Origin of the sequence: Streptomyces sp. NPDC017448 (assembly GCF_044330565.1) — a bacterium.
In the GTDB taxonomy this organism is placed as follows: Bacteria; Actinomycetota; Actinomycetes; order Streptomycetales; family Streptomycetaceae; genus Streptomyces.
In genome coordinates this window covers 82,272-95,037 of the sequence record NZ_JBIRLM010000019.1, presented here as the reverse complement: position 1 = coordinate 95,037, position 12,766 = coordinate 82,272, and the positions used below count along the sequence as shown (strand labels likewise).

The window sequence follows — 12,766 nt, the reverse complement described above, 5'->3', positions numbered from 1 at the left end:
CTCACCTCAGTGAGGACGTGACGCCGGATCGGCAGTACAGGACGGGTGACCGGTCGTGGGACCGGCGGTCCTGCCCGGAGGAGGTCCCCGTACGCCGGGGAGGGCGCCCCGGTGGCAGCCGGGTACGGAGAAGGTGTCCGCGGCGCACAGCCGCACGCCGCCGCGCGGCACGGTCGGCCCCGGCGCGGCGGGCGGAAGCGCGTCGTGCGGGGGCGGCGGGGCGTGCAGCAGCAGATACGCCCGGCCGGAGCCCGCCCGGGGGGTCTGCACCGGATCGGCGGCCGCCCGGGGGTGCTCGTGCTCGGCCCGCGCCACCGCGGCCGGACCGGACGCGGCGGCGTGCGCGTGGCCCCGCTTCCGCGGGCCCTGCCCGACGGCGGTCCGGGGGCCGGCGTCCCTGCCGGGTCCGGTGCGGTGCCCGGCGCCAGGGCCCGTCTCAGGGCCGGTGCGGTGCCGGAAGGGGGGTCCGGGGCGCTCGGTCGGCGGTGCGGACGGGCCCGGGGCCGCCGCCGGAGCGCCGGGCCCGGCGGTCGGGGCGGCGGGGGCCGCGCCGTTCGCCGTGGCGGCGCCGCCGACCAGGGTGAGGACGGTGAGGAGCAGCGCGGCCAGCAGGCACCGCAGCCGGGACGCGTCGGCCCGGGGCGGCCCCGGGTGCGGCGTCACCTCGGTCGGCCGGTGTGCTCGGGCGGTGCCGTCCGCCGGCGCAGCACGGAGCTGAGGATCTGGCCGGCGCCCCGCACGACCGTGGTCGACGGGTCGTCGGCCAGGCGCACCCGGGTGCCGAGGCGGCGGGCGATGCGCTCGGTGACGTCGGGGCGCAGCGCACCGCCGCCCGCCAGCACGGGGCCCTTGCGCAGGGCTCCACGGATCGCACCGTGCCGGTCGTGCCGCCACATGGACGTGATCATGTCGAGCACGGTACGGACGAGGGCGTCGGGCAGCGCCGCCGGGTCCAGGCCGTCGAGGTCGTCGAGGCCGCTCTCGGCCTGCCGGGCGTCGGCGACCAGACCGTTGACGAGGAGCGTGACCTCGGTCAGCTGGGCGCCCATGTCGATGACGAGGAGAGGGCCCGCCTCCCTCGGTCCGGCGTACGCGGCGGCGGCCCGTGCGCTGCTGAGGACCACGACCCGCGTCGTCCCCAGCCCGGCGAGCAGGGCCCGCGCGGCGGAGCGGTGTTCGGCCCCGGCGAGCACCGGGTGGCTGAGGACGATGACGCTGTCGCTGCGGTCGGGGCCGAGGGCCGCGTCGGCGATCCGGCCGAGCAGCCGGCCGCAGGACTCGGGGTCGACGATGCGCCCGCGCCGGACCGGCCGCTCGACGCCCGCGTGGGCGCCCGTCCCGGCGTACGGGTCGAGCACCAGCCCCCGTCCGGGCACCCAGGCCCGGGTGCGGGAGCTACCGAGGTCGAGGGCCAGGCCCCGGGCGGGCGGAGCGTCGCTCCACGCACCCCGGCGCTGATGACGCGTCCGCAGGCCGCCGGGCGCATGGTTGGCCCCGAACGCCCCGGCACCGCTTCCGTCACGAAGCGGACCGGGGCTCTTCCCCCAGGGGCCCGCGCCCGGGCGCAGCGGCCCTCGCCACTCGCCGGGCGCGGAGGTCGTCGGGGTGCGGCCGGCCGGTGCCGGCGTGGTCGGGAGAACGGGGGCGAAAGGGGTCCTCCGGTCCGCACCGGCGCCGGAGGACGACGAGGAGACGGCGCGACCAGGTCGCCGTCCGTCGTGCACAGAACGCATCGTCCCTCACCCCCGGCCGGCCCGTCCTGGCCGCCCACGCACCCGTCGGGCCACAGATAGTGAGGCACGACCGAGCCCTCACTATGCAATACGGGGTGGTGGAACGCCACTTCCTCGGTGATTCACAGGCACGCCCGCGCCGTGTGCGCGGCAGCCGCGGCTCACCCCTCCCCGTCCGCCGTCAGGAAGGCGCCCACCAGCTCCGCGAACTCCTCGGGCGCCGCGATCCGCACGCCCAGGCCCTCCGCCTTGGTGCGCTTGGACCCCGCCTTCTCCCCGGCGACCAGCAGGCTGGTGCGCGAGGAGACGCTGGAGGAGGACCGCCCGCCCGCCCGCTCGATCAGCTCGTTCACCTGGTTGCGCGTCAGCTTCTCCAGCGCTCCGGACATCGCGCCCGTGACCACCACGGTCATGCCCGCCAGGGGCGGCGCGGCGCCGGTCGCACCGGCTGCGGCGGCTCCCGCTCCGGCCTCGGCGTCCGCTCCGGCCTCGGCCTCCGCGGGGGTCTCCGTACCGGGCTCCGGGGGCGGGGTGGCGCCCGGCTCGGTCATGTTCACCCCGGCGGCGACGAGCTTGCCGATCAGCGGGGCCAGCTCCGCCAGCTCGGCGACCACCGCCGCGGCCTTCTCCTTGCCGATGCCGTCGACCCGCTGGAGGGTTTCGACGTCGGCGGCGACGATCCGGTCCATGGTGGCGAAGTACCGCGCGACGCGACGCGACATGGACCGCCCCGTACCCCGTACGCCCAGGGCGCAGAACACCCGCGAGAGCGGACGGTCGCGGGCCGTTCCGATGGCCGCCAGGAGGTTGTCCGTGGAGGTCTCGCCCATCCGGTCGAGGGCGAGCAACTGCGCCCGCTCCAGGGTGAACAGGTCCGCGAAGTCCGCGACGAGACCGGCCTCGACGAGCTGGACGACCCGGGTGGCGCCGAGGCCCTCGATGTCGAGCTGATCACGCCCCGCCGCGTACGAGACGGAGGCGACCAGCCGGCAGCTGCGGCCCCGGACACAGCGCCAGCGCTGCTCGCTCGTGTCGATGCCGGAACCGCACTGCGGGCAGCTCGCGGGGAACTCTACGGGTGTCTCCTCCCCGGTGCGCAGATGCACGACGGGGGCCTCGATGCGCGGGATGATGTCGCCGGCCTTGTAGACCATGACCTGGTCCCCGAGCCGCAGGTCGCGACGGGTGATGTCGGCGGGGTTGTGCAGGGTGGCGTAGCCGACGGTGGAGCCGTCGATCTCCACGGGCTCCAGGACGGCGCGCGGCGCGATGACGCCCGTGCGCCCGACGTTCCACTCGACGGCCAGCAGCCGGGTGATCTTCTCCACGGCGGGCAGCTTGTAGGCGATGGCCCAGCGGGGGGCGCGGCTGCCGGAGCCGGCCTCCCGCTGATCGGCCGCCAGGTCGGCCTTGACCACGATCCCGTCGATGCCGAAGGGGAGCGCCGCGCGCAGGGAGGCTATCGCCTCCACCCGCGCCTGGACCTCTTCCACCGTGGTGGCCAGGACCGGAGCCACCTCGGTGCCCGCCGCCGTGTGCACGCCGAGGTCCGCGACGTACGACAGGACCTCGCTGTGGGGCAGTTCCGCGAGCGTCTGCGCCAACGCGCCGGAATCGGGGAGCGGCAGCGCGCCGTAGGCGAAGAAGGTCGTCTCCACCCGGTAGGGACGGTCCTTGGCGCGCAGGGTGCCCGCCGCCCCGTTGCGCGGGTTGGCGAAGGGGACGCCGCCGTGTTCCGTACGGATCGCGTTGCCCTGCTCGAACTGCTCGTTCGTCATCAGGATCTCGCCGCGCACCTCGATGCTGACCGGGGCGGTCAGCCGCTCGGGCAGCCCGACGACGGCGGCGGCCGCGTGCGAGACGTCCTCGCCCGCCTGGCCGTCGCCCCGGGTGACGAGGCGCTCGAACCGGCCGTCGCGGTAGCGCGCGGCGACGGCCAGGCCGTCGAGCTTCGGCTCGACGCTCCACGCGGAGACCGGTCTGCCGATCCGCCGCTCCAGCGACGCGGTCCAGGCCGTGAACTGCTCGGCCGAGAACACGTTGTCCAGCGACAGCATGGGCGCCGTGTGCGGCACGTCCCCGATCGCCGCCCCGCCCGCGACCTTGCCCGTCGGCGAGGCGGCGAGCACCTCGTCGGGGTGGTCCGCCTCGTACGCGGCTATCCCGCGCGCCAACCGGTCGTAGGCGTCGTCGTCCAGCGCGCTCTCGCCCGTGGCGTAGTACGCGGCGGCGGCGAGGGACGCCTCCTCCACCGCGGCGGCGTAGGCGGCGGCATCGGCGAGAACGGCAACTGAGTTCGTCATGGCCGTCATTCTTCCGCCCCCCACTGACAACGCCCCGGCCCCGCCGGCGCCCGTCCTCCGGCGGCCGGCCCGCGCAAGCGTGCGGGACGTGCGGTCAGGCCGTCGTTCCCCTGGCGTCCGGCGCGGGGTTCCCCGGGCTTCCCGGGGGCGGCGGCCCGATCGCGTCCGCGGCGTCCGCAGCCGGGACGCGTGCGGCGGGAGGGTCCGGCGGAAACGGCTCGTCCACCGGCCCGGTCCCCGCGAAGTCCTCGGCCCCTACCGGCACCTGGGGGCCGGAGGACTCCTGGAGCCAGCGGGTCAGCACCCGGTGCACCGCCTCCGCGCCGACCAGCCCGCCGCCCTGCGCCGCGGGCGCGCCCGCGGTCTCGCCCTTCTCCGCGGCCTCCGCGGCCTCCGCGGCCTCCGCGGCCTCCGCGGCCTCCGCGGCCTCCGCGGCCATGATGTCGAGCGGATCCGACAGCCCGCGCGGCCACAGCAGGAACGGCCGGGACTGTTCGCCGCCGAGGCCGCCGTGCGAGCCGATCTGCTCCTCGAAGGCGTGCACGGCTCCGGTGCCCGGGTCGTACATGGAGTTGACCATCACGTCCGCGACGTGCGGGAAGGTGTCGGTGCGGCGTACGGCACGGGCCGCGCCGGCGCCGAACACGGCGAGCGGCCCCTCCCCGTCCGTCAGCTCCGCGACGGGGACCTCGGCCCCGCCCGGCCCGAGCACCACGGAGCCGTGCTCCTCGCTGCGGACGAGGAGGAAGCCGATCCCCGGGTGGTTGGCGAGCGTGGAGAGCAGCGCCGGGTGGCGGCGGTCGATCTGCTCCCGGGAGGCGCGGCCCTCGATGTCGGGGAAGGAGATCAGCCCGAGGTTGCCGGAGGCCAGCACGATCGGGTCGGAGGTCTTCGCGGTGTGCTCGTCCTCCTGCCCCTCGACCGGCCGGTGCAGGGCGATCCGTACCGCGTCGCGGGCCTCGGAGGCGCTGCGGGTGCGCTGGGCCCGGCGGGGCACGGGCAGGCCGCAGCCCGCCCGTACGAGGTCCTTGAGCGTCAGCCCGTACGCCCCCGCGAAGGTCTCCCCGGAGCTCTGGCCGTGGTCGGAGAGGAGCACGATCCGGTAGGCGCGCGGGGTGTGGTCGGCGATCCTGGCGATCAGGGCGAGGGAGCGGTCGAGGCGTTCGAGGACCTTCTCCGCGTCGCGGCTGTGCGGCCCGGAGTGGTGGGCGACCTCGTCGTAGGCGACGAGGTCGGCGTAGACGGCGGTGCGCCCGGCGAACATGTCGCCGAGGACGGCGGCGACGACCACGTCGCGCTCCACGACGGTGGCGAAGGCGCGGATGAAGGGGTAGAGGCCGCCGCGCTTGATCCGCGGCGCGGTCTTGCGGGCGCGGGCCCGGGTGGACTGGCCGATCTCGCGGGCGACCTCGGCGACGAAGGAGAGGGCGGTGCGGGTGGCGTTGGCCGGGTCGGAGAAGTAGGCGAAGTACCCGGCGCGGGAGCGGCGGCCCTTGCCGCGCCGGGCGGCCATGGAGAGCACCAGGGCCAGCTCTCCGGCCCCGCCGCTGAAGAGGTTGCCGCGGCTCGCGCCGTCGACGGTGAGCAGGCCGCCGTCGCGGGTGCGCTCGATGGCGCGGCGCTGCATTTCGAGGGCGCTGGCGGGGCGGCTGGAGACCATGAGGGTGCGGGTCTCCTTCTCGTACCAGCGGAAGGCGGGCACGTCGTGGTTGCTGCCGTGCAGGATGGCGAGCTGGCTGGCGCCGGTCTGGCTGGACCAGTCGGTGCGCCACGGGGTGAGCCGGTGGCCGGAGGAGTCCGCGAGCCAGTCGGCGACGGTCGGCATGAGCCCGGCGGCGGCCGCCTCGACCAGCACGTTGTGGCCGACGCCGTCGAGCTGGAGGAAGACGGTGCCGGGCGGGCCCTCCCGGCCGGGTCCGCCCGCCTCCGCCGGTCCGCCGCGTCTGCGCCGGTAGGCGAGCCGGGACAGCCGGCGGCGGTACGCCTCGTCGTCGCGGACGGCGAAGGCGGTCGAGGTGGCGGAGGCGACGGCGGACATCACGGCGGCGACGACGACCGCCGTCTCGGGCGCGGCGTCGCCGCGCCCGTCCGGGATGAGGCTCAGCGCTATCAGCAGCAGCGAGCCGTTGAGGAAGAAGACCAGTGCGCCCAGGACGAGGGCGGGCACGATGAGCAGGGCGCGCACGAGGACGGGCCAGACCAGGGCGGAGAGCAGGCCGAAGGCGCCCGCGCCCCAGGCGGCGGTGAAGGCCGTCCTGGTGGTGGTGTCACCGTCCTCGGACTGGAGCCGGAAGTCGGGCAGGACGCCGGCGAGGGCGAGCATGGTGAGGGTGGACACGGCCCAGACCGCGATCACGCGTATCACGGCGCCGCCCGCCCTGCGCCATTTCCCGTCGGCCACGCCGTTCCACCCGCGCCCTCTCGTCCCCGGGCCCGGTCGTCGGGGCCCGCCCCTCAGCTTGGCACAGCGCCGGCCCTGGTCCGGCGGCCCCGCGGCGGGCGCCCCCGGCCCCTGTCCCGGCCCCGGCCCCTGTCCCGGCCCCGGCCCCGGCCCCGGCCCCGGCGCGACGGTACGGGGGGCGCATAGGCTCTCGTATCGGCGGCGCACCCGTATCCGGACGGTGCGGACCGGACGCACCGGGGTACGACGCGACGTGTCAGAGGTCACCGAGCACGGGTGGCGGGGTACCGGGGCCGCGGCGGGGCAGGGACCACGGTGGGTCGATGGACGAGCGAGGAGGCGGAGCGCCGGTGGAGGTCACCTGGTGGGGTCATGCCACCTGCACGATCGAGGATTCAGGGGTGCGGGTGCTGACCGACCCCCTGTTCGCACGGCGCTTCGCGCATCTGCGCCGCCGCCGGGGCGAGGTTCCGCCGCCGCGGGCGGCGGTCGCCGAGGTGGTGCTGGTCTCCCACCTGCACTCCGACCATCTGCATCTGCCGTCGCTGGCCCGGCTGGCTCCGGGGAGCCGGCTGGTCGTGCCGCGCGGCGCGGTGGCGGCGGTGCCGGGGTTGCGGACGCTGCGGCGGCGGCTCGGGCTGCACGTCACCGAGGTGCGGCCGGGCGACACGGTCCGGGTCGGCGAGGTGCGGGTGCGGGCGGTCCCCGCGCTGCACGACGGGCGGCGGCTGCCGGTCGGACCGCACCGCGCCCCCGCCCTCGGCTATGTCGTCGAGGGCGAGGCCCGGACGTACTTCGCCGGGGACACCGGTCTCTTCGACGGAATGGCGGAGGCGGTGGGGCCGGTGGACACGGCGCTGCTGCCGGTGGGCGGCTGGGGCCCCTACCTGGGCCACGGCCACCTGGACCCGGTACGCGCCGCCGAGGCGCTGACCCGCCTCGCGCCGGCGTCCGCGATCCCGGTGCACTACGGCACGTACTGGCCGATCGGGCTCGACGGGGTGCGCCCGCACGAGTTCCACGCGCCGGGCGACGAGTTCGTCCGGCAGGCGGCGAAGCGGGCCCCCGGGGTGAGGGTGCACCTGCTGGGGCACGGCGAACGGGTCACGCCGGTGGCCGGCCGGTGATCCAGGAGATCCAGCAGCTGGTGCGGGACCTGCCGGCCGAGTCGACCCAGCAGGCGGTCGGCTATCCGACGCTGTTCACGCTGGTGGCGCTGGGATCGCTGGTGCCGGTGGTGCCGACGGGGGCGCTGGTGAGCTCGGCGGCGGTGGTGGCCTTCCACCAGACGTCGCCGCTCTCCCTGCTCTTCGTCTTCCTGGCGGCGTCGGCGGCGGCGTTCCTCGGGGACGTCTGCCTGTACTGGCTGGGACAGCGCGGGGTGCGCTCGAAGAACGGCTCGAAGTGGCTCTCCGCGATCACCCGCCGGGCCGCGCCGGAGCGGCTGGCCCAGGCGCAGGAGAAGCTGACGGACCACGGCGGGACGGTGCTGGTGCTGTCCCGGCTGATACCGGCGGGACGGATTCCGGTCATGCTGGCGTGCCTGCTGAGCCGGATGCCGCTGCGGCGGTTCGCCCGGGGGGACGTTCCGGCGTGCCTGGCCTGGGCGGCGACGTACCAGTTGATCGGCATCCTGGGCGGCTCGCTGTTCCCGGAGCCGTGGCAGGGGGTGGTCGCGGCGATCGTCCTGACCCTGCTGGTCAGTGGGGCTCCGGCGGTGTGGCGCAGGCTGCGGACGCGGTTCGGTCCGGGGACGGGCGACGCCACGGGGTGAACGCCGGGGCGGCCCCGCACGGCCTCTCATGGCCCCGGAGCCCGCGGGGGCGGCGGGCCCCGGCGGGGAGCGGCGGCGCTGCGCGGCGACCGGCGCCCGAGGCCCCCGGCCCGCTCAGCGCAGTGCGCCGAGGACCGCCGCGAAGCCGTCCAGGGCCTGCGCCACATGGGGAAGCGCCAGGGGCTCGGCGGCGGCGAGGGACTCCGCCCGCTGCGGCTCCGTGGTCCCCAGCAGCGGTCCGGTGCCCAGGCGTACGCGCAGCGCGCCCAGCTCGTCCCCGAAGCGGTGGCCCCCCGGGGCGGGTGCGCCGAGCCGGTCGGTCAGGTACTCCTCCAGCTCCAGGGAGTCCGTGACGCCCAGCTCCGCCAGCCGGGGGCGCAGCGGGCCCAGGTCGGCGTAGAGGTGGCGGCCCGCCTGGGGCGGCCGGGCCAGCGCGCCGGCGCCGAGGACCGCGCGGTGGGCGGCGGCGGCGACCTCGGCGTGGAGCGCGGCGGCCCGCCCGGTCCGGTCGCGTACGGCCTGCGGCTCCTCCAGGGCGTGCGCGGCGGCGTGGGCGACCGGACCGGCGACGAGGGCCCCGAGAGCGGTGAGGACGTCCAGGGCGCGGGCGTGCCGGGCGGCGGCCGGGGGCGTGTCGGGGAAGCGGGCGACGGCGACCGGCCAGGCGGCGGGCGTGAGGGCCCCGGAGAGGTCGGTGAGGACCGTGACGTCGTCCGGGCACATCTCGGCGGGGCTGAGCAGGAGGGTGTCCCAGGAGCGGTGCACGGTGTCGCGCCAGGTCTCGTCGCTGATGATGTGCAGCCCTTCCCCGACCGCCGCCTCGCACGCCTCGCGGACCAGTTCGGGCGGGGCGACGGTGGCCGTGGGGTCGTCGGCGACGGACAGGAGCAGCAGTTTCGGCCGGCCGCCCTCGGCCCGGACCCGGCGCACGGTCTCCAGCAGGGCGTACGGGTCGGGGATGCCGCCGCATTCGGCGGGGCTCGGCACGTGGTAGGCGGGCCGGCCCAGCAGCCGGGCCTGCGGCGTCCAGGCGGCCGGGCAGGGGCGGGGCATGAGGACGTCGCCGCCGTGCGCGCCGAGCAGGGCCAGGAGGAGCGGCTGGGCGCCGGGAGCGGCGGCGATCCCCGCGGCCGTGCCGTGCAGCCCTCGGCGGTCCCAGTACCCGCGGGCCGCCTCGCGCAGCGCCGGTCCCCCGCCGGGAGGCTCCGGCCGGGTCCTGCCGGAGGCGGCGGCGAGTACGGCGGCCAGCTCGGGGAGGACCGGAAGCCCCGGGTCGGGGGCGAGCGGACCGTAGCGGACGGGCCCGTGGTCCTCGTTCCCGCGCATCCGGCCCTCCTTCGCCGCTCGGCGCCGCGTCCCGGGCCCGCCCGCCGCGGCCGGCCACCGGGCGCGCACGCAGTGCCCTGTGCCTTTCTTTATACGGAGGTTCCGGGCGGCCCGCCCGTCCGGCGGGGCGCCCGCGCCGGACCCCTCCCCCGTGCCCGGGGCGGTGCGTGGCCGGCGTCCCGGCGCGCCTTCTGGTTCAGCGGGGCGCGGCCGGGTATTCGCTGGTGCATGGCCACACCGAGAACCACGTCCACCGTCGCCTCGACCGCCACCGCCCGATGGCGGGGCTGGTTGCAGAGCCGGGACCTGGCCGTCTTCCGGAGTGTCGCGGACCGGCACTGGCCGGGAGCGGACCCGCTGCTGCCCAAGCTGAGCCGGAGCGCCAACCACGGGCTGCTCTGGTTCGGGACGGCGGCCGGGATCGCGGCCCTCGGCAGCAGCGCGCGGTCGCGGCGAGCCGCGCTCCGCGGGGTGGCCTCGCTCGCCGTGGCGTCGGTGGCGATCAACACCGTGGGCAAGGGCGCGGTGCGCCGGGAGCGCCCGATACTGGATCTGGTGCCGTCCGTGCGGCAGCTCAAGCGGCAGCCGGTCACCACGTCGTTCCCGTCCGGGCACGCGGCGTCCGCCGCCGCGTTCGCCACCGGGGTGGCCCTGGAGTCCAGGGGCTGGGGCGCGGTGGTGGCCCCGGTCGCCGCGGCCGTCGCGGTCTCCCGGGTCTACACGGGCGTCCACTATCCGAGCGATGTGCTGGCGGGGGCGGCGCTCGGGGTGGGGGCCGCGTTCGCGCTGCGCGGGCTGGTGCCCACCCGGGGCCAGCTTCCCGCCCCCGGCCGCCCGCCCGGCGAGGCCCCGGCGCTCCCGGCGGGGAAGGGGCTCGTCGTGGTGGTGAACCGGAAGTCGGGCTCCGCCGCCGCGACCGCCTCCCTGGTGCGTGAGGCGCTGCCCGCCGCCGAGGTGGTGGAGGTGCCGCCCGGGGAGCTGCCGGCCGCTTTGGAGGGGGCGGCGGGCCGGGGCAAGGCGCTCGGCGTCTGCGGGGGCGACGGCACGGTGAACCTGGCGGCCTCCGTCGCGGCGACGCACGGGATGCCGCTGGCCGTCTTCCCGGGTGGAACGTTCAACCACTTCGCGTACGACCTGGGCATCGAGACGGTTCACGACACCGCCGCCGCCCTCAACGCCGGGGATGCCATCCGGGTGGACCTCGGCCGCTTCCGGCCGGGGCCCAACGGCCCGGACGGGGCGGACGGTTATTTCCTCAACGCCTTCTCGCTGGGCGCCTATCCGGAGCTGGTACGCACCCGGGAGCACTGGTCGCCCCGGATCGGCGGCTGGCCGGCGGGCGTGCTGGCGGCCTTCCACGTGCTGCGCGAACGACGGCCGCTGGAGGCCGAACTGCAGGGCCGCAGGAGGCCGTTGTGGCTCCTCTTCGTCGGCAACGGTCTGTTCCAGCGGATGGGCCCCGCGCCGGGCCGCCGCCACAACCTGGCGGACGGGTTGCTGGACGTGCGGGTGGTGCACGGGGGGCGCGGGCCCGCGCTGCGGCTGCTGGCGGCGGCGGTGGCCGGCCCGCTGACCCGCTCCCCGGCCCATGCGGCGGTGCGACGGCGCCGGGTGCGGATCGGCGGCCTGGAGCCGGGAACCCCGTACGCGTACGACGGGGAAGTGGGCCGCTCGGGAACGGAGCTGACGGTCGACAAGCTGCCGGAGGCCCTGACGGTGTACTGCCCGATGCCGGTCTGACCGCCGGGGCCGCGCACCCCCACCCACCCCGCCCCTATGTCCGCATGGCAAGACGCCTGTCTCAGCATCCGGCTCCCCGGCGTACCGTGGGCCCTGTCGCCGCGCCCCGGGCGCGGGACTTCCCGGAGAGAGGACGCGCCCCATGCCGAAGGAGACCGCCGTGTACACGCACGGCCACCACGAGTCGGTCCTGCGCTCGCACCGCTGGCGGACCGCGGCCAACTCGGCCGCGTACCTCCTCGGCGAACTCCGCCCCGGGCAGGCCGTGCTGGACGTCGGCTGCGGCCCCGGGACCATCACCGCCGACCTGGCCGCGCTGGTCGCTCCGGGCCGGGTCACCGCGGTGGACACCACCGGCGACATCCTGGGCCGCGCCGCCGCGGTGGCGGATGAACGAGGTCTCGGGAACGTCGAGTTCGCGGTGGCCGACGTCCACGCCCTGGATTTCCCCGACGACTCCTTCGACGTGGTCCACGCCCACCAGGTGCTCCAGCACGTGGGCGATCCGGTCGGGGCGCTGCGCGAGATGCGGCGCGTCTGCCGCCCCGGCGGCGTGGTCGCGGCCCGCGACAGCGACTACGCGGCGATGACGTGGTATCCGCAGGTCCCGGGGCTCGACACCTGGCTGGAGGTGTACGGACGCGTGGCGCGCGGCAACGGCGGCGAGCCCGACGCCGGTCGCAGGCTGCTGTCCTGGGCGCGGCAGGCCGGCTTCACCGACATCGCCCCCACCGCGGCCGCCTGGTGTTTCGCCACCCCGGAGAGCCGCGCGTGGTGGAGCGGCCTGTGGGCGGACCGCACGACGGACTCGGTCTACGCCGAACTGGCGGTGGCGGGCGGCCACGCGAGCGCCGAGCGGCTCACGGAGATCGCGGGGGCGTGGCGCTCCTGGGGCGCGGAGGACGACGGCTGGTTCATGGTTCCGCACGGCGAGGTGCTCTGCCGGGTGTGAGGGCCGGGTGCGTCCACCGGGCGGGGCGACACCTCGCGGGGGCGCCGGCCAGGCTCCCGCACGGCCCGGCGCCGGGCCCCGCGCCCCGAACGGCCGCCCGGTCCGGCCGGAATCGATCACATGGGTGGCGGCCGCCAACTACCCTCGTTCCATGGAGATCCTGGGAACCACGCTGCGTATCTGCGTCGACGACCTGGAGTCGTCGGTGGCCTTCTACGAGGGGCTGACGGGCACTCCGGCCCTGCGTTTCGAGCGCGGCGGGGTGTCGGTCGCCGCGATCGGCTGCTTCCTGCTGATGAGCGGGCCGGAGTCGGAGCTGGAGGTGCTGCGCAAGGTGGGGGCGACCATCGCCGTCAAGGACGTCGACGAGGCACACGAGGCGCTCACCCGGGCGGGCGCCCGGGTCGTGGCGGGGCCCGTACCGACCCCGGCGGGCCGCAACCTCATCGCCCTGCACCCGGACGGCTCGGTCTTCGAGTACGTGGACCGCAAGGCCGCCGTCTGACCCTCCCCCGCCCGCACCTCTCCTTCGCCGCG

10 protein-coding genes are annotated in these 12,766 nt (G+C 76.7%); 5 read left to right on the top strand and 5 right to left on the bottom strand.

Annotation, left to right across the window (positions count from 1 at the left end):
- Positions 1–6: 6 nt before the first annotated feature.
- The 4 genes from ACH4K1_RS26500 to ACH4K1_RS26485 form a co-directional block, all read right to left on the bottom strand.
- Positions 7–663, bottom strand: a complete 657-nt coding sequence (locus ACH4K1_RS26500) for a hypothetical protein (RefSeq protein WP_398092054.1) — start codon at positions 661–663, stop codon at positions 7–9.
- Positions 660–1,376, bottom strand: coding sequence for a rod shape-determining protein MreC (locus ACH4K1_RS26495; protein ID WP_398092053.1), 717 nt, complete (start codon positions 1,374–1,376; stop codon positions 660–662). The genes ACH4K1_RS26500 and ACH4K1_RS26495 overlap by 4 nt, the downstream gene beginning before the upstream one ends.
- A 518-nt stretch (positions 1,377–1,894) precedes the next feature.
- Complete coding sequence (ligA, locus tag ACH4K1_RS26490; protein WP_398092052.1) at positions 1,895–4,036, bottom strand: NAD-dependent DNA ligase LigA; 2,142 nt, start codon at positions 4,034–4,036, stop codon at positions 1,895–1,897.
- Positions 4,037–4,130: 94 nt separating this feature from the next.
- On the bottom strand, positions 4,131–6,437 hold the full coding sequence (locus ACH4K1_RS26485) for a phage holin family protein (protein WP_398092051.1): 2,307 nt from the start codon (positions 6,435–6,437) through the stop codon (positions 4,131–4,133).
- 323 nt (positions 6,438–6,760) lie between these two features.
- On the opposite strand from ACH4K1_RS26485, the gene ACH4K1_RS26480 reads away from it, so the two are divergent.
- Both ACH4K1_RS26480 and ACH4K1_RS26475 read left to right on the top strand, forming a co-directional pair.
- Entirely contained in the window at positions 6,761–7,564 is an 804-nt protein-coding gene (locus ACH4K1_RS26480) for an MBL fold metallo-hydrolase (protein ID WP_398092050.1), read from the top strand.
- Positions 7,561–8,211, top strand: a complete 651-nt coding sequence (locus ACH4K1_RS26475) for a DedA family protein (protein WP_398092048.1) — start codon at positions 7,561–7,563, stop codon at positions 8,209–8,211. Before ACH4K1_RS26480 ends, ACH4K1_RS26475 begins: the two co-directional genes overlap by 4 nt.
- 114 nt (positions 8,212–8,325) lie before the next feature.
- On the opposite strand, the gene ACH4K1_RS26470 is transcribed toward ACH4K1_RS26475, so the two are convergent.
- Entirely contained in the window at positions 8,326–9,537 is a 1,212-nt protein-coding gene (locus tag ACH4K1_RS26470) for an aminotransferase class I/II-fold pyridoxal phosphate-dependent enzyme (protein WP_398092047.1), read from the bottom strand.
- A gap of 228 nt (positions 9,538–9,765) precedes the next feature.
- Here ACH4K1_RS26470 and ACH4K1_RS26465 point away from each other — a divergent pair, with 228 nt between their 5' ends.
- From ACH4K1_RS26465 to ACH4K1_RS26455, 3 genes are all read left to right on the top strand, one after another.
- Entirely contained in the window at positions 9,766–11,277 is a 1,512-nt protein-coding gene (locus tag ACH4K1_RS26465; RefSeq protein ID WP_398092046.1) for a bifunctional phosphatase PAP2/diacylglycerol kinase family protein, read from the top strand.
- Between the two features lie 142 nt (positions 11,278–11,419).
- Complete coding sequence (locus ACH4K1_RS26460) at positions 11,420–12,229, top strand: class I SAM-dependent methyltransferase (protein ID WP_398092045.1); 810 nt, start codon at positions 11,420–11,422, stop codon at positions 12,227–12,229.
- A 151-nt stretch (positions 12,230–12,380) separates the two neighbouring features.
- Positions 12,381–12,734: a VOC family protein gene (locus ACH4K1_RS26455; RefSeq protein ID WP_398092044.1), complete on the top strand. Its 354-nt coding sequence runs from the start codon at positions 12,381–12,383 to the stop codon at positions 12,732–12,734.
- Positions 12,735–12,766 lie beyond the last annotated feature (32 nt).

Coding starts and splice junctions, on each gene's coding strand:
- ligA (WP_398092052.1), bottom strand. CDS start 4,036: ATGACGAACTCAGTTGCCGTTCTCGCCGATGCCGCCGCCTACGCCGCC.
- ACH4K1_RS26480 (WP_398092050.1), top strand. CDS start 6,761: ATGGACGAGCGAGGAGGCGGAGCGCCGGTGGAGGTCACCTGGTGGGGT.
- ACH4K1_RS26470 (WP_398092047.1), bottom strand. CDS start 9,537: ATGCGCGGGAACGAGGACCACGGGCCCGTCCGCTACGGTCCGCTCGCC.
- ACH4K1_RS26465 (WP_398092046.1), top strand. CDS start 9,766: ATGGCCACACCGAGAACCACGTCCACCGTCGCCTCGACCGCCACCGCC.
- ACH4K1_RS26460 (WP_398092045.1), top strand. CDS start 11,420: ATGCCGAAGGAGACCGCCGTGTACACGCACGGCCACCACGAGTCGGTC.
- ACH4K1_RS26455 (WP_398092044.1), top strand. CDS start 12,381: ATGGAGATCCTGGGAACCACGCTGCGTATCTGCGTCGACGACCTGGAG.